Origin of the sequence: Longimicrobium sp., assembly GCF_036387355.1 — a bacterium.
In the GTDB taxonomy this organism is placed as follows: domain Bacteria; phylum Gemmatimonadota; class Gemmatimonadetes; order Longimicrobiales; family Longimicrobiaceae; genus Longimicrobium.
This window is the reverse complement of record NZ_DASVTX010000317.1, coordinates 22,149-39,790: the sequence shown is the minus strand read 5'-3', so window position 1 is coordinate 39,790 and position 17,642 is coordinate 22,149. Positions and strand designations below refer to the sequence as shown.

Here is a 17,642-nt window from a genome sequence, read left to right as displayed (position 1 = left end):
CTGCTTCCGGAGTACGGTCCGATGCTGTTCCCCCCTCTCCGTGCGCAGTTTGCATGGGGAGGGGCCGAGGAAGGGGCGAAGTTGCCGTTTGCCCCCTCTCGCACATCTGTTCGTGGGAGAGGGTGGCGAGCTTTAGCGAGCCGGGTGAGGGCCACACTCCGCGGCCGCGCCAGCCTCCGCCCTTCGCGCCGTCTGCAGTTCTCCCCTCTCCGTGCGGCAGTTTGCACGGGGAGGGGCCGGGGGAGGGGCAAACCCGCCCTCAATCCTCCGGCGTCACCACCCCGCAGGCGATGCGCGCGCCGGAGTTGCCGGACGGGTCGGTGCGCAGGTCGTCCGCGGTGGCGTGGATCACCAGCGCGGTGCCGCGCGGCCTTCGCAGCGACGCGGCGTTGCTCCCGGAGAGCGCCGCGCCCGCCGCCGTGCCGGACAGGAACCCCTGCTGGTTGGCGTCCACCGTCAGGTTCGGCAGGTCGCCCGCGTGCGGGCCGGCGGGGTTCTGCGCCCCGTGCTGCTTCTGGTTGGGGTTGAAGTGCCCGCCCGCCGAAGCAAAGTCCGGCGCGTCGCAGCGGCCGGTCTCGTGAAAGTGCACGCCGTGCGTCCCCGGGGGCAGCCCGTTGACGGAAAGCGTCACGTCCACCCCGTTCTTTCCCGGCCGCAGCAGCGCCGTTCCCACGGTGCGCCCCGCCGCGTCGCGCAGGGCCACGGTGCGGTACTCCTGCCCCGCGCCGCCGCCCATCATGGCGCAGCCGGCCAGCGCCAGCAGCGCCAGCGCGCCCGCCGCGCCGCGCATCATCGCGCGTCCCGGGCCGCCGGGCCCGCCGCACGCGCCTGCGCCGCGGGCGCCGCCAGCACCGCGCACGCGATCCGCGCCCCCGAGTTGCCGCTGGGATCGGTGCGCAGGTCGTCCGCCGCCGCGTGCACCACCAGCGCGGTGCCGTCCGCATCGAACAGCGGCGCCGTGCCCGGAACGCCGCGCGCCAGAATGGTGGCGTTCACCTGCCCGGCGCCGCCCGTGGCCACGGTCAGGTTGGGCATGTCGCCCAGGTGCGGCCCGGCGGGGTTGCGCGTTCCGTGCTGGCGGTTGGCGGGGTTCAGGTGCGGCCCGGCCGTGGTGAACTCCGGCGCGTCGCAGCGCCCCACCGCGTGCAGGTGCGTGCCGTGCGTCCCCGCAGGAAGCCCGGTGCTCTGCACGTTCACCCGCGTGCTGTCGCCCACGTAGGTGAGCGTCACCACGCCCACCTGCCCGCCGCGCGCGTCGTACAGCGGCGCGGTAAAGGTGCGCAGGGGCGCGGGCCCTTCCGCCGGCGCCGGCCCGCACGCGCCCAGGCCCAGAACCGCCGCCATCGCCGCCAAGCTGATCCGTCTCATCCCAGTCCTCCACCCGGTTCGTTGATCGTCGCGCGCCGCGATCGGCGCGGGGGGCGGGCCAGCAAGGATCGTGCGTCCCTCGTCCGCATCATCTACTAAAAAAAAATAGTTGACATCGGGAAAGGGGCCGCGTATCGTCTACTACGACTCTAGTAGAAAGGAGGGCGGGCGGATGGAAATCAGCTTTACGGACCGCGAGCTGGACGTCATGGGGGTGCTGTGGGACCGCGGGGGCGCCACGGTGGCCGAGGTGCGCGAGCGGCTGCACGACGAGCTGGCGTACACCACGGTGCTCACCATCCTGCGGACGCTGCAGGACAAGGGCTACGTGGGATACACGGAAGTCGGCAAGGCGCACCGCTACCATCCGCTGGTGGAGCGCGGAGATGCCGGGGCCAGCGCCGTGGGGCGCATGATCCGCAAGCTGTTCAAGAACTCTCCCGAACTGCTGCTGACGCACCTGGTTTCTGACCGCGGGCTGTCGGAAGAGGAACTGCGGCGGATGAAGGAGCTACTGGAGGCGCGGCTGGAGGAGGACGGACGATGATGCTCCAGTGGATGATGTTCTGCCTCGCCGTCGCCGTGCTGCTCTGCGCCGGGGCGATGGCGCTGGAGGCCGCGCTGCGCACGCTGAGGCGCCCCGCGCGATGGGTGTGGGCGGGGGCCATGGCGCTCTCGCTCGCCATCCCCGCCCTGTCGCGATGGATGCCGCGCGCGCCGGAGCCGGTGCCCGCCGCGGCGTCCGCGCCGGGTGCGACCGGTGGCGGGACGGGGATGGTGATCGCGCTCCCCGCGGCCGCGGGGCGGATGGATCCCGCGGTGCTGGACGGGCCGCTGCGGCTGGGATGGATGCTGGCGTCGGCGCTCGCGGCCGCGTCGTGGCTCACCGCGTGGGCCGCGCTGCACCGCCGCCGCCGGGCGTGGAAGGCGGAGCGCGTGGACGGCGTGGACCTGCTCGTTTCCGAACGCACGGGCCCGGCGGTGTTCGGGGTGCTGCGCGGGCGCATCGTGGTGCCCGCGTGGGTGTTGCGCGACGCGGCGCCGGATGCGCGGGCGCTGCTGCTGGAGCACGAGGCCGAGCACCTGCGCGCGGGCGATCCGCGGCTGCTGGCGTTCGGGCTGGCGTGCGTGACGCTGATGCCGTGGAGCCCCGCCGCATGGTGGCAGCTGCGGCGCCTGCGGCTGGCGATCGAGATGGACTGTGATGGACGCGTGCTGGCCCGCCGCAACGACGTGCGCGGCTACGGCACGCTGCTTCTGGAGGTGGGGCGGCGCGCGGCACGAGGCCGCCTGCCCGTTCTGTCCTTTGGTGAACCCGCCTCGTTCCTGGAACGGAGAATCCGCATGATGACCAGGCCCGCAGTCCGTGCCCCGCTTCCCCGCGCCGCCGCCCTGTGCGGCCTGTCGCTGGCCCTGCTGGCCGCCGCCTGCGAGGCGCCGGGCCCGGTGAACCCGGCTCCCGCCACGCGCGACCGCGCCTACACCGCGCCCGAAGCGGCGGTGCAGGCCGCGCTGACCCCGCGCGAGGCCATGCAGCGCTACTATCCGGACGTCCTCACCCGCGGCGCGGGCGAGCAGAACCGGTTCTTCTTCGTGATCGGGCAGGACGGGCAGGTGGCGGAGCACCATCGCGACGCGGCCGAGGCCCCGCGCGGTGAGGGCCTGCGCGCGGAACGGGTGGACGCCTTTCGCACCGATCCCGAGGCCATCGCCGCCATCGACGTGATGAAGATGACGGCGGGGCAGATGGGACCCGGGCCGGTGAACATCATCTGGATCCAGCTCAAGGCGCCGGGCCAGACCGCCTCTGCGGAGCGGGCGCCCGGTTCCGCCCCTGCTGCGCCGTCGGGCGCGGCGGCGGGCGCGGGGCGCGGGGCGAACATCCGCATCAACCAGAGTGCCGGGCAGGGCGCGCAGCGGGTCACCGTCACTCCGGCGGGCACGACGCCTCCGGCCGTGGGCGCGATCGATGCGCCCGGCACCCCGCCGCTGGTGGACGCGGCCCGGGTGCGCGGCGCCATTCAGCAGCACCTGCCCAATGTGGCGCGGGAAGGAACGACGGCTGAGAACGTCTGGTTCGTCTCGGACGCGGCGGGCCGGGTGGTCGCCTTTGGAGAGGGCACGGCGGGGATGAACGACGCGCTCAGGCCGGACGACATCGCCAGCGTGCAGGTGTTCAAGGGCGAGTCCGTAACGCTGAACGGCCACGAGATTCCGGTGATCTGGGCCGTCCGCAAGAACTGAGTTTCCGCCCTCGTAATGTCAACGGCCGTCCTCCTGCGCGAGGGCGGCCGTTTCCACCTCCGGGACGGCGACGCCCATGGCGGCGGCGATGCGGGCGAAGTCGGCGGCGGGGACCGGGAACAGCCCGCGGCGGAAGGGAAAGCCCCACTTCGCCTTGTCCGCGATGAACGACAGATCGTCCACCAGCGGGCGGATGGGCGCCTCCGCGGCGTGGGGGACGAACTCGAGCTTGCGGCGCCACGGATGGAAGGTGGGCGTCATCGGCACCTGGAACGGCTCGTCGTCCACCACCCGGCCGATGGCGGTAAAGGACTGCAGCGGCGCGCCGCCCTGGAACGCGGTGCGGGGCGAGTAGAACACGAGCCAGTCGCCGCGCCGCAGCCGCCCGATCGTCCGCGCCGCGCCGTGGTCCGCCTGCGTGATGCCCGCCTCCACGCCGCGCATCACATGCTCGCGCGACACGGTGTTGATCCAGAAGCGGGGTCCGGCATCGGTCGTGTTCGGCATCGGCGGCGTTCCAGTGAGTGGAGGTGGATTGCGGATGCCTGATGATGGCCGTCGTTCCCGCCGCGCGCCACTGCGCGAGCGGACATGCCGTACTCTCGGCTGCACCGTTGCCTGCGGCGGGTCGAAGGAGCTGGCCGCGGTGACGGCCGCGAGCACCACGGCCCGAGTCCCTTGGGTAAGCCTCTGCCGGGGTTGCAGTTGGGTCTGCCGGTTTGATCGATGGATCGGCCAATCCGGCCGGAAAGGGGTGGAACGCCGGTTGCCTTTTCCGGGGCCAGCCGCGCGGGGCACAGTGCCCCGCGCTCGTCCGCCCACGGGGCAACCAACCGCAGGAGACGAACGACCATGTATCCGACCCGCAACAGCGATCCCTTCGATCAGCTCTTTACCAGCGTCTTCAACCGCAACGGCAACGCGGCCAGCCTCATGCGCGCGCCCGAGACCGACGTGGTGGAGACGGAGCGCGAGATCCGCGTCGTTACCGAGATGCCGGGCCTCAAGCGCGAGAACATCGAGATCGACGTGGAGAACAACGTCCTCACCATCCGCGGCGAAAAGCGCGAGGAGCGCACCGAGGGCGAACAGGGCAAGTGGCACCTGGCCGAGCGCCGTTACGGCACCTTCGCCCGCTCGTTCGTGCTGCCGCGCGACGTGGACGCCGAGGCCATTCAGGCCCAGTTTGAGGACGGCGTGCTCACGGTGAGCGTGCCCAAGAGCGAAAAGGCCCGCCGGCGCCGCATCGAGATCGGCGGCGCGGGAATGCAGGTGGTGGGCGAGGGCCAGCCCGCCTGAGCCGCGACCGGCTCCCGTTTGAAACGAACGGCCGGCGACACCCGTCGCCGGCCGTTTCGCATACATCCCTCTTCCGCCACCCGCCGCATGCGACCGCAGCGCACCACCCTGGCCGGAGCCGTGATCGGCGGCGTGCTCGCCATCCTCTTTCTGGTCCCCGTCGCGTTCGCCGTCCTCATGCTGCGCTCCACCTCCGACAGCCACGGCGCGGCCACCGGGGCGTGGGTGGTCGTCTGGATCGCGGTGGTGATGGTCGTCGCCGGCGCGGCGGCGGCCGGGGGCGCGGCCGCGGCGCTGGCGACACGGCTCGTGCGCCGCATCCGCCGCCGCTGATCGCTCCGCTGCTGCCCGCGCGGCACTGCCGATGCTCCCCACCGGGATCACTTGTTTCTCCAGCTCCCGGAATCGATGCCGATCCCCATCATCCCCCGCGTGTGTGCGGCGCTGCTTGCCCTTGCGCTCTGTGCCTGCGCGAGCGCCCGCCCTGCGCCGCCGCCCGCACCGGGAACGGCCGCCGCGCCCCCGGATGCCGAGGTGCAGCAGGTCCGCGCCGCGGCCATCCCCATCACCGGCGCGGAGACGGACTACGACGCGCTCGTGCGCATGGTGGGCGATGCGCGCTTCGTGTTCCTGGGCGAGGCGACGCACGGCACCCACGAGTTCTACCGCGAGCGCGCCCGCATCACGGAACGGCTCATCCGCGACCTGGGCTTTTCCGCCATCGCGGTGGAGGGCGACTGGCCGGACGGGCGGCGCGTGGACCGCTTCATCCACGGCGAGGGGCCGGACGCGCCGGAGCGGGCGCTGGCCGGCTTCGCGGAGGGCTTTCCGCAGTGGATGTGGGCCAACACCGATATTCGCGACCTGATCGTGCGCCTGCGCGCGATGAACCGCGGTCGCCCGCCGGGCGAGGGCGTTTCGTTCTACGGCCTGGACGTGTACAGCCTGTTCGAGTCCGCGGATTCCGTGCTGGCCTACCTGCGGATCGCGGACCCCACCGCCGCGGCGGAGGCGGAGCGCGGCTACGGCTGCTTTCGCCGTCATCGCCCTGATCCGCAGCGGTACGGGCTGGCGGCGGCTTCCGGCGCGGGAAGCTGCCAGGCGCAGGCGGAGCAGGTCGCGGCGCGGATGGCGGCGCGCCACGCGGCCCGCGCGCCCGGGATGGACCGCGAGGCGTCGTTCGCGGCGCTGCAGCACGCGCGGGTGGTGCAGAACGCGGAGGAATACTTCCGCCTCCTGTACCAGGGCGGCGAGTCCACGTGGAACCGGCGCGACCAGCACATGGCGGAAACGCTGGACGCCATCCTGGCGCACCTGGCGGAGCAGGGAAGGACGCCCAGGGTGGTGGTGTGGGCGCACAACACGCACAGTGGCGACGCACGGCACTCCGACATGGGCGAGCGCGGTGAGCTTTCCGTGGGGCAGGTGATGCGCGAGCGGCACGACGGCCACACCGTGCTCATCGGCTTCACGACGTACGGCGGAACGGTGATGGCGGCGGAGGAGTGGGACGCCCCCGGCCGGGTGCGCCGGCTGAACCCGGGGTGGCCGGAGAGCTACGCGGGGCTCTTTCACCAGACGGGGATCCCCGCCTTTTTTCTCCCCTTCCGCGGCAATGCGGAGCTGTCGGCCGCGCTTGCGGGGCCGCGGCTGGAGCGCGCCGTGGGCGTGGTGTACGCGCCCGCGACGGAGCTGCAGAGCCACTACTTTCCGGCGCGTCTGCCGCAGCGGTTCGACGCCGTGATCCACATCGACAGCACCACGGCGGTAACGCCGGTGCGGCCCTAGTGGACGGTGCTCAGCGCGGTGCGCGGGCGCGGCTGAGCACCAGAATCCCCGCGAAGTCGCCGTCCCGGTCGCGGCGGTCGATGGAGGGCGCGTACATGCGTGAGATGCCGCCGTCCAGGTAGAGCGCGTCCGGGCAGCGCAGCACGTCGCGGTACAGCGTGGCCAGGGTGTTCATGTCCACCGGGCCGGCGGAGATGACGAAGACGGCCGTCCGCCCGCCGCGCACGCCCACGCCGTTGCGCACGTTGACGCGCCGCGACGGGTTGCGGAAGGCGCGGTGGATGACGCCGCGGCGCACCAGCAGCGGCCCGGACTGCGTGGCGATGCGCACCCCGCGCGGCGTGCGCGCCCGGTACGCGTCCGTCTCGCGCACCCCCGCGGAGTCGCCCGCGATCCAGAAGACGCCGTTGGGCTTGATGTAGAAGTTGCCGCCCGTGGAGTCGCGCGCGTTCAGCGGCGCGCGCTGCACTCCTTCCTGCACCAGAAGCCCGACCGGCGCGTAATCCGGGTGGAACATCCCGGCGTTCATGGCGAACAGCACGTCCCGCCCGCGCGCGGACATCGCGTCCACCACCGCGCCCAGCCGCCCGTACCGCCGCCCATCCGCGCCGCGCAGTTCCAGCGTGAGGTCCGCGCGCCGCACATCCACCGTGACAACGTGGAACTCCTGTCCGCGAAAGCGGATGCGCTCCGCCCGCCACGCGCCCGTGTCCTGCGCCGCGACCGCTGGTGCTCCGTTCCCCGGATGCCCGTCCGCGGCGGGAACGGTGAGCACAAATGCTCCGGCCGCCGCGGCGAGTGCGGCGGCCGCGCGAAAGCCGCGGGTGGCGAGCAGGTGTCTGGTCATGCGATGGATGAGGTGCGGCGGCGGATTGATGGTCCGCGGGGCAGGGCGCAAGAAGCGAGCGACTGAAGCCGTCGCTGAGCGGATGAATCCGCCGCTCGAACAGCGGTAAGCCCCGAACCTGGCCGCTGGCGCGTCCAGGTTCGGGGCTTCATCTTCATCTAAAGAGGGCGCTCGGATTCCTGCTTTCGCGCGCGCCGCTGTCGCGCGATCTCGCGGCCGGGATAGTCTTTCGTCTCGGTGTCGAGCATGTCCGGGTAGAGTTCCCACATGGGCGCCCACACCTCGTCCAGCAAAGGCTGCAGAGCGGGATCGCCCATCTGCACCGTGACTCCAACCCGCTGCGCCGGATGCTCCGGCATTGTAAAGCTGCTCAGGAGCCCGGCGCGTACCGGGGGAATCACGGCGGCGAGCAGACGTTCCAAAGCATCGACATCGTACCCCGGCCGAATGCGCGCCCTGTCCTGCGCGGTAAGCCGGAAACTCGGATCGGGCGTTTGCAAGCGGATCGTGGTGATGCTCGTATGTTCAGACATCGACAGCGGGTGAGGTTGGATGGGTCGCGGAAAGTGACACGCTGGAATCCGGAAGACATCAGTACGTGTGCTGCAACGCCCCGGATCAACGCGAGGAGCAAGGCCCGGTCGCCGCGGTCCCCGAGCCACGAACACACGTTGCGGGCACGACGGGCGGTGCTCGTCTACTCCTGTTGGAGCCTTCGCGCACGTCGTTCGCGGGCGATTTCGCGTCCCGGATAGTCTTTGGTCTCCGTGTCGAGCATGTCCGGGTAGAGTTCCCACATCGGGGCCCACACCTCGTCCAGCAACGGCTGGAGCTTCGGGTCACCCATTAGTACCATGACTCCAGGCATGCGCCCGCTCCCGTCTTCGGGGACAATGAACCTGCTGAGCAGGAACGGTCGTACGGCAGCCTCTACTGCGGCCAGCAGCCGCTCGAGTGCATCGGCGTCATAGCCTGGGACGATTCTCTCCCGTTCTCGCTGCGTAAGGCGAAAGTTTCGATCAGGAGCCTCCAGCCGAATGCTCCCCGACGGAGTCTCTGGCATTGACGGTCCTGGGCTGCGCGGTTTCAGGAGCTGGGGAAATGTGGCATGCTGCAGGCATATTATGCTAGCCGCAAGGATGGTCAGCAAACAAAGACGCCCCCGCGGTTCGCAGGGGCGTCTTCATCTCCAACAACCAGCCTCGTGCTACATCGCGCGGGTGAGGTCGGTGAACTCGCGGGCGATGTGGATGCCTTCGATGCCCGGCACCTCGGTGCTGGCCGGCAGCCCCGCGCCCCCGATCACGATCTCCGTCTCGGGCGGCGTGGCGTCGCGAAGCTCGCGCGCGAACTTGCGGAACTCCGCCGTGCTCATGCGGTTCACCAGCGACGTGCACAGCAGCGCCGGCTTGCGGCGGTGCAGCACGCGCGACACCTCGGAAACCGGCAGCCCCGAACCCAGGTACAGCACCCTCCACCCGCGCGTGGCCAGGTAGATGGTGGTGGCCAGCAGCCCGAACTCGTGCCGCTCCGACTCCATGGTGGCGCACACGCACTCCGGGCCCCGCGCCGCGCCGGTGTCCAGGTCCTCAATGAGCCCCACCAGCTTTTCGCGGATGAACGCGGAGGCGAAGTGCTCCTCGGCGATGCCGATTTCGCAGTTGCCCCACAGGTCGCCCACCTCTTCGGCCAGCGGCAGCAGAACCTCTTCTACCCGGCGGTCCGGCGGCAGCAGCGAGACGGTCTCGTACGCCATGAGCGCGCCGCGGCGATCGTACGCCAGCAGGCACTCCAGCATGCGCGCGCGGGCCTCGCGCACGGACGGCCCGTCCACGTCGCGGGGGAGCGGCTCGCTCCCGCGGCGCACCCGGGTAATGGCCTCGCCGATTGTCAGCCCCTCATCCACCAGGGCCTTGATCCGCGACAGCATGGCCACGTCCTCGTCCGTGTACAGGCGGTAGCCGGAGTCGGTGCGGTCCGGGGCCACGAGCCCGTACCGCCGCTCCCAGGCACGCAGCGTGGCGGGGTTGATCCCCGTAAGGTGCGCGACTCGCTTGATTCGGTAGCTCATTGATCTGACACCCGGGTGATGTTCGCCGCACCCGGGCCCGCCGGTCAGGCGTTGGCCCCGGGCAGTCCCCGCAGTGCGGCGTGAAGCGTTGCATCGTGCGCCCAGCGCGGGGTGGCACCCCGCATTCCGGGCCGCAGCGCCTCGGCGACGGCGCGCGTTCCCCAGTACAGCTTTTCCGGCCACGGAACGACGGTCCGCCCCCCCAGCGCATCGCACCTGCGCCGGCGCAGCCGGACCCCAATGGCCCGGTACACCCGGCTGGCCACGAGGATCGCCGGCCGCACCCGCGGCGGCAGATCCCGCATTCCCCCGTCCGCACTGCGATAGTAGCGGTCGGCCAACTCCAGCGTTCCCCGCACCACCTCCGCCACCCCCGCCGCCGAGGCGCGGCCCCGCACCAGATCTTCGGAGTGCACCCCCACCCGCGCCAACCGGTCCGCGGGGAGGTACACCCGCCCGTTGGCCGCGTCCTCTGCCACGTCGCGGCAGATGTTGGTGAGCTGCATGGCGATGCCCAGGTCCACCGCGTGCGGCAGCGCTTCGCTACGGCGCACGCCCAGCACGGCGCACATCATCAACCCCACCGTGCTGGCCACGCGGTAGCAGTAGCGCACCAGTTCGGCGTCGTCCGCCACACGGACCGTGTTCAGGTCGCTACGCGCGCCCTCGATGAGCTCCAGCGCGCTGTCCAGCGGAAGGTCCAGCCGGGCGGCCGCGGCGCGGAACTCCGCCACCAGCGGACGCGCTGTTACACAACCTTGAACTTCGTTGTACAACGCCGCAAGCGCAAGGCGTGCGTTTTCTGTATCCCGATCGTCGTCGGCCGTGTCGTCCACCAAGCGGCAGAATGCGTATACCAGTGCAGCGTCGTCTCTTGCGTCGCGCGGCAGCAGCTGCGCCGCCCACCAAAAGGTGCGCGCTTTTGCCCGGAAAACCTCCCTGCTGTCTCCCAGCACGGCGGCGGAGGTCACGCGGGCACCTCCACCGCGGCACGGGCGCCCGTTGCCGCGGCCGGCACCGGGTGCACGTGCAGCGGGGCGGGGACCACGCGGTCCAGCACCTTGGCGGTGGAAAGCACCCCCGGCACGCCGGCCCCCGGGTGCGTGCCCGCACCCACGAAGAACAGCCCGCCCACGTGCGGCGACTGGTTGTGGTAGCGGAAGTACGCGGACTGCGTAAGCCGCGGCTCAATGCCGAACCCCGCGCCGTGCGTGGAGCGCAGCGTGTCGCGAAAGTACGTGGGGGTGACGTGGAACTGGGTTACGATGTTCTCCCGCAGCCCCGGCAGGTAGCGGTGCTCCAGGGCTTCCAGGATGCGGTCGAAGTACGGCCCGCCCTCACGCTCCCAGTCGATCCCCGCCTGCAGGTTGGGAACGGGGGAAAGGACGTAGAAGCACTCGTGCCCCGGAGGCGCGAGCGAGGGGTCCGACCGCGTGGGCGCGTGCAGGTACAGGGAAAAGTCGTCCGCCAGCACCTTGCGGTCAAAGATGTCGCGCAGGTGCTCCTTGTAGCGCGGCCCCATGAGGATGGTGTGGTGCGCCAGCTCCGGATACGTGCGCCGCGTGCCGAAGTAGCCCACGAACAGGCCCATGGAATACTGCCGCGTGGCCAGCGCCGCCCGCGTGCGCAGGTTGCGCCGCTCCGCGGGGATGAGCTGCCCGTACACGTGCGTGGGATCGGCGTTGGCCACCACGACGTCCGCCGCGATCCGCTGCCCGCCGGCGTGCACGGCCACCGCGCGCCCGCCCTGCACCTCGATCTGCTCCGCGGGAGTGCTGAGGCGGACGTCGATGCCGATCTCCTCCATCAGCCGCGCCATGCCGGCCACGATGCTGGTGGTGCCCCCGCGCCCGAACCACACCCCCCACTTGCGCTCCAGCCAGTGGATCAGCAGGTAGATGCTGGTGATGCGGAACGGGTTGCCGCCCACCAGCAGCGGCTCGAACGAGAAGACCTGGCGCAGCCGCTCGTCCTGGATGTACTCCGCCACCTGCCCGTACACGGACTTGTGGTTGCCCAGCCGCAGCATCTCCGGCACCACGCGCAGCATGTCGGACACGCGGCTGAACGGCACGTCCGACAGCCGGGTGTATCCCACGTCAAAGATGCGCTCCGCGTGCGCCGCCAGCCTGCGGTACCCCTCCACGTCGCCGGGGGACATGGCGTGGATCTGCTCCAGCAGCCGCTTCTCATCCCCCACGTAGTCAAAGCGCGACCCGTCCGCGAACTCCACGCGGTAGAACGGGTCCACCGGCATGAGGTCGAAGTAGTCGCGCCAGTCGCGCCCCACCAGGCTGAACAGCTCCTGCAGCAGGTAGGGGGCGGTGATGACGGTGGGCCCGGCGTCAAAGGTGAAGCCGTCGCGGCGAAAGACGGCCGCGCGCCCGCCGGGCTGGTCCATCCCCTCCACCATGGTGACGCGGTAGCCCCGGGCGCGCAGGCGGATGGCGGCCGCCATCCCCCCGAACCCCGCGCCGACCACGACGGCGTGCTGCGTCTTCATCGGCCGGCCTCCACCGCGTCGTGGCGCGAGGCCAGGTGGCTGATGGGGTCCAGCGCCACGCACACCAGCTCCCACGCCACGCCGCGCAGCGCCGGCTCGTCCGCCAGCGCCGGCGCGGACAGGACGCTCCACGCCTCGCCGTTGATGCGGGCCAGCACGCGCTCCAGCGCGCCCCCGGCGCGAAAGCGGTCCATGGCGTGCTCCACCTGGTCCTGCGGGGTGGCATCGCGCGGCAGGCCCAGCAGGCCGCGCAGCCAGGGGCCGTCCTGGGGATGCAGGTCCAGGTGCTCCACCACCAGCGCGCTCACCTTGCCCTCGCGCAGGTCGCTGCCGGGAAGGCCGCGCCCCTTTTCTCCGTACAGGTCCAGCACGTCGTCCTGCAGCTGAAACAGGACGCCCACGCCGCGGAACGCGTCGGCGATGGCGCGCGCCTGCACCCGGGTGCGCCCCGCGAGCAGGGCGGCGCCTTCTACGGGGAGCTGAAAGAGCGCGCCGGTCTTTCCCTCCACCGCGTGCAGGTAGTCCGCCCAGCTCACCCGCTCCTCCGCCGCCATCGCCAGCTCGGTCGTCTGGCCGCGCACGGTGGCGGTGGCCTGCTGGGCGAGCGCCATCACCATCCCCATCCGCTGCTCGGCCGGGGCGGCGACGCGGTCGATGGCCAGGTACGGAAGCATGAGCAGCAGGTCGCCGGCGTTGACGGCCTGCGCGGCGCCGTGGCGCACCCAGGTGGTGTCGTGGCCGCGGCGGGTGCGGTCGCCGTCCTGCAGGTCGTCGTGAATGAGGGTGGCGTTGTGCAGCAGTTCGCAGGCGGCGGCCCACCCGATTCCCGCCGCGCGCGGCACGCCCATCACCTCCAGCGCGGCCAGGGCCAGGCGGGCGCGCAGCCGCTTGCCCCCGGTCTGCAGGTGCTCGCGCACCATGGTGCCCGCCAGCCCATCGCCGGCCAGCAGCGTCATGAGCGCCTCCACGTCCGCCATCCCGGCGTCGGAGCGCAGCCCGGCGCCGGCGAGGGGGAGCGCGGCGGGGGCGGGCTCCGGGCGGCGCACCCAGGTGGGAAGCGGGCGCGTCCGGGGCGCGAGGGTTTCGGTGGCCGCCTGGGCGGAAGGGGTCATGCCGGTCCTGTGATCGTCCACGTGAAAAGCAATCCGCCGGGCGCCGCGACCGCGAGCCGCCCCGTCCTTCGCACGATCCCGCCCGTCCCGCTCCCGGGCGCGGAGCCACGAAACTCGCAACACCGCGCCCGCTCCCTTGTACGCCGTCAGCCCTGGCGCCGGATTCCCAGCCGGCCCAGCAGTGCGCCGGCCATGGCGCGCCCGGGGCCTCCCATCAACCCCGCGTGCAGCCGGTTGCGCACCTCGGGAGGCGCGGCGGCGTACAGGCGCGCCATCATCGCCATCATCCGCGCGCTGCTCAGGCGGTCGCTCAGGTAGCCGGACCACTCCGCGGGCGGCAGGGTGAAGAACGCGTCAAAGAAGGCGCGCGTTTCCGCGGCCTCCATCCCCGCCAGCATCTCCATCCCGTAGCGGTACAGCCCCCAGCGGAGCCGTGCGTCCGCGGGCCAGAGCACCGCCCACGCATCGGCGGCCACCTGCTCCGGCGCCCGCCCCGCGCCCAGCCCGCCCGACACGCTTTCCGCCAGCACGGGCGCGGCGCCCAGCGCGCGGGCCACGGAGTAGCCGGTGGCCGGGTGGATCATTCCCCCCGCCGCGCCGAAGCCGATCACCCGCTGCGGCGCGGGAAGGGCGCCGCCCATGGGGATCCACACGCGCTCGTGGTGCACCACGCGATGGATGCGGAGCCCCATCTCGTCCAGCCGGCGGCGCAGGCGGCGCTCCAGGGTGTCGTCGCTCACCGCGGGGCGGCGGACCAGCGCCGTCTCCTCCAGGAACCAGCGCCCGCCGGGGAGGCCGAAGGCGTACAGAAAGGTGGGCGCGGGGTCGGCGTCCCTCCACTCGCGCCCCCAGTCCATCAGCACCGCCTCGTCCGGGCGCAGGGGGACGCCGTCGGCCTCCACCGTCCACCCCACCGCGGTCTGGAACGCCGCGTCCGGCCGCCGGTCGCGCCTCACAAGCGCCGCGTCCCACCCCGTCGCGTCGATCACCACCCGAGCCGCCGCGCCGCCGCCCTCGCGAAAGCGCACCCGCGTTCCGTGCGCGTCGTGCGCCGCGTCCGCGGCGGTGCCGGCCATCCATTCCACGCCATGCGCGTCGCACCGCTCCACCAGCAGGTCCGCCAGCGCGGCGTTGTCCAGCAGCGCGTACTCCCGGTCCATCACGTGCCGCTTCCGCCCCACGACGACGGCCCGGGGCCAGCGCGCGTGGACGAGGGTGCGGAGGTCCGCGGGAAGCTCGTCTACCCACGCGGCATAGCGCGCGGGCCAGTGCACGGGTCCCGCGGGCCCGGCCACACCCACCTGCAGCCCCCGCGCGGCGAGGGCGGAGGCGGCGGCCAGGGCGGCCGGCCCCTTTCCCAGGACCAGCGCATCCAGCATCCTCATGGGCGAGCGCGGGTCATGAGCGGTGCGTCCGTCTTTGCACAAAGATTGTACGCGCAGTATATATGCCGGGCGAGCGGAGAAGCAAGATCGTCAACGGGAGGCGGGGGTGATCGAGATCGGCGGCGCCGCGCAGGCGGTGGACCCCGGGCTGCTGCGTGCGCCGGGCGGATTCGTCTGGTGGTACGCGGACGTGGTCACGCCTCAGGGCGACGGCGCGGTGCTCATCTGGTCGTACGGACTGCCCTTTCTGCCCGGGTACGCGGATGCGTCGCGGCGCGGCCGGCCGCAGCTTCCCATCTCGCGCCCCAGCGTGAACCTGGTGGTGTACCGCCGCGGCGTCCCGGCGTTCTACCTGCTGCAGGAGCACGCCCCCGCGCCGGTGGACGAGGGCGCGCTGACGGAGGTGCAGCGCATTGGCGGCTGCACGTTCCGGCGCCAGGTGGTGGACGGGCGCTGCACGCTCAGTGCCGTGCTGGATTGCGAACTCCCCGGCACGGCGGACCGGCTGTGCGGAACCTGGACGCTCACGGGCGCGGCGCGGCGTGACGCGGGCGCACGGGTGGCGGCTTCCGAGCACGTGTGGACGCCGCTGACCGGTCCGTGCGAGGCCGTCGTGGACCTGTCCGTGGGCGGCAGGCCGCTCGGCGTGATCCGCGGACGGGGGTACCACGACCGCAACGGCGGGCGCGTGCCGCTGCACGATCTGGGGATCGGGCGGTGGATGTGGGGGCGCTTTCCCTTCGCCGGGCAGGAGCGCATCTACTACCTTCTCTGGCCCCGGGCGGCGGGCGCGGAGATGATTGCCGCGGGCGTGGCCATCGGCGCGGACGGACGGACGGAGCAGGTGCCGCTGCGGGTGGAACTGGGGCGCGAGCGGATGACGTTCGGCGGGCTGCGGCGGCCGGAGCGCATCGTGCTGCGCCACGGGGGGGACGTGTGGCTGGACGTGCGCCACACCGTGGTGAGCGACGCGGGGCCGTTCTATCTGCGTCTGCTATCCGAAGGGTCCGTGGGGGGCGAGACGGTCGCGGGGTGGAGCGAGCTGGTGCATCCGGACCGGGTGGACCTGGCGCGGCACCGGCCGTTCGTGCGGATGCGGGTGCACCAGCCGTCTGGGACCAACTCGCCTTGGCTTCCGCTGTTCACTGGCCCCCGCGCCGGCCGCCCCGCGCGCCTCGTCCGCCACATGCTGGGGCTGGGCTGATGGACCCGAGTACGATGTCCATCGACTACGTTCCCATCCCGCTGTGGGTGTGGATCGCCGCCGCGCTCCCGTGGCTGGTGCTGGGGATGACGGCGTTCAACGTGATGGCGTGGCCGCGCGGGCGGCGCGACGGACGCATGCCGGGGCGCGTCTCCGTGCTGATCCCCGCGCGGGACGAGGCGGAGCGCATCGAGGCGTGCGTGCGCGGCGCCCTGGCCAACGCCCCGGACGAGGTGATCGTCTACGACGACGGCTCGGCGGACGCGACGGCGGAGATCGTCGCGCGGATCGCGGCGGAGGACGCGCGCGTCCGGCTGCTCCGCGGCGGGCCGCTCCCGGCGGGATGGGTGGGCAAGCCGCACGCCTGCCATCACCTGGCGAACGCCGCGGCCGGCGACGTGCTCGTGTACATGGATGCGGACACGATGGCGGAGCCGGAGTGCCTGGCGCGGATGGGTTCGCTGTTCGCGCGGATGCGGGCGGACGTGGTGACGGCGGGAACGCGGCAGGTGACGGGGACCTTCGCCGAGCGGCTGATCATCCCGCTTCTGCACCTGACGTACCTGGCGTGGCTGCCGCTGCCGCTCGTCTGGCGCTCGCGCGATCCGCGCTTCCTTGTCGCCAACGGGCAGCTTCTGGCCGTTCGCCGCGCCGCGTACGACGCCGCGGGCGGATGGTCCGCCGTGCGCGCCGAGGTGGTGGACGACATGGCGTTCTGCCGGCGGGTGAAGGAGACCGGCGGGCGCGTGGTGTTCGCGGACGGGCACCGGATGGCGCGCTGCCGCATGTACCGCGGCGGCGGCGAGGTGGTGCGCGGGTTCAGCAAGAACCTGTACGAGGGCGTGGGCGGGAAACCGTTGGCACTGATGGGGTTCGCGCTGGTGTACGCGGTGATGTTCGTGCTCCCGTACGCGCTGTTCTGGACCGGCATCCTGGTTCTGTCCGAAGATATATCGGCGCCTGAATGGGCGGATCACATCGCCGGCATCGGCCTTCTGGGGATCGCGGCGAACGTGCTGCTGCGGCTGCTGCTCGCGATCCGCTTCCGCCAGCCGCTGGAGGGGGTGATTCTACATCCGCTCGCCGTGCTGGGGTTGATGGGGATCGCGGTGAACTCGGCGCGGTGGAGCGGGCGCGGGGAGATCCGGTGGCGCGGACGGACGTATGCCGGGCGGGCAGCGCGCGTGGCGGAGGGGCCGCGGAGTGACTGACGGCGGCTGGGCGGGTGGGGGGGCGGGGCAGGGTGATCGATCCGGGGCCGCTGAGCGAATGAATTCGCCGCAACAACTGCGGAAAGTCCCCCCAAACAGACGGGGGGACTTCACCTGCACGCGAGGTCGAGTGCAGGGGTGAGTAGCGGGCATCAGGGCGGCCCCCACCCGGGTTCGCATTACTCACCCACCCTCCCCCAAAAAAGACTGGGGGAGGGTTGTTGGGGCGGAGAGCTCGGCGTGGGCGGGCGGGGCACGAGGCGCCGAAAGCCTTCGCTGAGCGGATGAATCCGCCGCTCGAATTGCGGTAAGCCCCGACTTCTGGCGCTGTCGCGTCCACGATCGGGGCTTCAACCAACCCGGCGCATGGCTCGGTGCGGGGGCGGGTGGGCTTGGCGCTGGGGGCTGAGCGACTGATGAAGTCGCCGCAGCGACTGCGAAAAGCCTCACGGTACGGCTGTGCGGCTGCACCTGCGCGGATCGGTGAGGTCGGCGCAGAATGCCGGCCTTGGCGCTGAGGTCTCCCTTCCCCCAGGGTTTTGGGGGGAAGGGCGGGGGTTGGGGGCCTCACAGCCGGGGCACGCGCCACTTCCGTTCGGGACGCGCCGAT

At 72.1% G+C, this 17,642-nt stretch carries 17 protein-coding genes; 7 read left to right on the top strand and 10 right to left on the bottom strand.

Features of this window, described 5'->3' with window-relative positions:
- Positions 1 to 259 precede the first annotated feature (259 nt).
- Complete coding sequence (locus VF665_RS13945; protein WP_331054042.1) at positions 260 to 793, bottom strand: superoxide dismutase family protein; 534 nt, start codon at positions 791 to 793, stop codon at positions 260 to 262.
- Positions 790 to 1,368: a superoxide dismutase family protein gene (locus VF665_RS13940; protein ID WP_331054041.1), complete on the bottom strand. Its 579-nt coding sequence runs from the start codon at positions 1,366 to 1,368 to the stop codon at positions 790 to 792. Before VF665_RS13940 ends, VF665_RS13945 begins: the two co-directional genes overlap by 4 nt.
- A gap of 172 nt (positions 1,369 to 1,540) precedes the next feature.
- Between VF665_RS13940 and VF665_RS13935 the strand changes: the two genes are divergently transcribed.
- A complete protein-coding gene (locus VF665_RS13935; protein ID WP_331054040.1) occupies positions 1,541 to 1,915 on the top strand; it encodes a BlaI/MecI/CopY family transcriptional regulator in 375 nt (124 codons plus the stop codon).
- On the top strand, positions 1,912 to 3,612 hold the full coding sequence (locus tag VF665_RS13930) for a M56 family metallopeptidase (protein ID WP_331054039.1): 1,701 nt from the start codon (positions 1,912 to 1,914) through the stop codon (positions 3,610 to 3,612). The genes VF665_RS13935 and VF665_RS13930 overlap by 4 nt, the downstream gene beginning before the upstream one ends.
- Positions 3,613 to 3,630: 18 nt before the next feature.
- Here the strand turns inward: VF665_RS13930 and VF665_RS13925 are convergent, their stop codons facing one another.
- On the bottom strand, positions 3,631 to 4,119 hold the full coding sequence (locus VF665_RS13925; protein WP_331054038.1) for an EVE domain-containing protein: 489 nt from the start codon (positions 4,117 to 4,119) through the stop codon (positions 3,631 to 3,633).
- A gap of 345 nt (positions 4,120 to 4,464) precedes the next feature.
- On the opposite strand from VF665_RS13925, the gene VF665_RS13920 reads away from it, so the two are divergent.
- From VF665_RS13920 to VF665_RS13910, 3 genes are all read left to right on the top strand, one after another.
- Positions 4,465 to 4,911 carry an Hsp20/alpha crystallin family protein gene (locus VF665_RS13920; RefSeq protein ID WP_331054037.1) on the top strand — a complete coding sequence of 149 codons (447 nt, stop codon included), beginning with the start codon at positions 4,465 to 4,467 and terminating at the stop codon, positions 4,909 to 4,911.
- An 87-nt stretch (positions 4,912 to 4,998) separates the two neighbouring features.
- Positions 4,999 to 5,244, top strand: a complete 246-nt coding sequence (locus VF665_RS13915; RefSeq protein WP_331054036.1) for a hypothetical protein — start codon at positions 4,999 to 5,001, stop codon at positions 5,242 to 5,244.
- Between the two features lie 75 nt (positions 5,245 to 5,319).
- Complete coding sequence (locus VF665_RS13910) at positions 5,320 to 6,699, top strand: erythromycin esterase family protein (protein WP_331054035.1); 1,380 nt, start codon at positions 5,320 to 5,322, stop codon at positions 6,697 to 6,699.
- 10 nt (positions 6,700 to 6,709) lie between these two features.
- Here the strand turns inward: VF665_RS13910 and VF665_RS13905 are convergent, their stop codons facing one another.
- From VF665_RS13905 to VF665_RS13875, 7 genes are all read right to left on the bottom strand, one after another.
- The gene (locus VF665_RS13905) at positions 6,710 to 7,546 is read right to left on the bottom strand and encodes a phosphodiester glycosidase family protein (RefSeq protein WP_331054034.1); all 837 of its coding nucleotides are present in this window, start codon (positions 7,544 to 7,546) and stop codon (positions 6,710 to 6,712) included.
- A 158-nt stretch (positions 7,547 to 7,704) separates the two neighbouring features.
- The gene (locus VF665_RS13900) at positions 7,705 to 8,079 is read right to left on the bottom strand and encodes a hypothetical protein (RefSeq protein WP_331054033.1); all 375 of its coding nucleotides are present in this window, start codon (positions 8,077 to 8,079) and stop codon (positions 7,705 to 7,707) included.
- Between the two features lie 674 nt (positions 8,080 to 8,753).
- Positions 8,754 to 9,617 (bottom strand): MerR family transcriptional regulator, encoded by an 864-nt coding sequence (locus VF665_RS13895; protein WP_331054032.1) that lies wholly within the window; start codon positions 9,615 to 9,617, stop codon positions 8,754 to 8,756.
- Positions 9,618 to 9,661: 44 nt separating this feature from the next.
- Positions 9,662 to 10,573, bottom strand: coding sequence for a phytoene/squalene synthase family protein (locus tag VF665_RS13890; protein ID WP_331054043.1), 912 nt, complete (start codon positions 10,571 to 10,573; stop codon positions 9,662 to 9,664).
- An 11-nt stretch (positions 10,574 to 10,584) separates the two neighbouring features.
- The gene (gene crtI, locus VF665_RS13885) at positions 10,585 to 12,120 is read right to left on the bottom strand and encodes a phytoene desaturase family protein (protein WP_331054031.1); all 1,536 of its coding nucleotides are present in this window, start codon (positions 12,118 to 12,120) and stop codon (positions 10,585 to 10,587) included.
- Positions 12,117 to 13,232 carry a polyprenyl synthetase family protein gene (locus VF665_RS13880; RefSeq protein ID WP_331054030.1) on the bottom strand — a complete coding sequence of 372 codons (1,116 nt, stop codon included), beginning with the start codon at positions 13,230 to 13,232 and terminating at the stop codon, positions 12,117 to 12,119. Before VF665_RS13880 ends, crtI begins: the two co-directional genes overlap by 4 nt.
- A gap of 146 nt (positions 13,233 to 13,378) precedes the next feature.
- The gene (locus VF665_RS13875; protein WP_331054029.1) at positions 13,379 to 14,617 is read right to left on the bottom strand and encodes a lycopene cyclase family protein; all 1,239 of its coding nucleotides are present in this window, start codon (positions 14,615 to 14,617) and stop codon (positions 13,379 to 13,381) included.
- Positions 14,618 to 14,723: 106 nt separating this feature from the next.
- Here VF665_RS13875 and VF665_RS13870 point away from each other — a divergent pair, with 106 nt between their 5' ends.
- Both VF665_RS13870 and VF665_RS13865 read left to right on the top strand, forming a co-directional pair.
- On the top strand, positions 14,724 to 15,821 hold the full coding sequence (locus VF665_RS13870; protein WP_331054028.1) for a hypothetical protein: 1,098 nt from the start codon (positions 14,724 to 14,726) through the stop codon (positions 15,819 to 15,821).
- The gene (locus tag VF665_RS13865) at positions 15,821 to 17,032 is read left to right on the top strand and encodes a glycosyltransferase family 2 protein (RefSeq protein WP_331054027.1); all 1,212 of its coding nucleotides are present in this window, start codon (positions 15,821 to 15,823) and stop codon (positions 17,030 to 17,032) included. The genes VF665_RS13870 and VF665_RS13865 overlap by 1 nt, the downstream gene beginning before the upstream one ends.
- Positions 17,033 to 17,642: the final 610 nt, after the last annotated feature.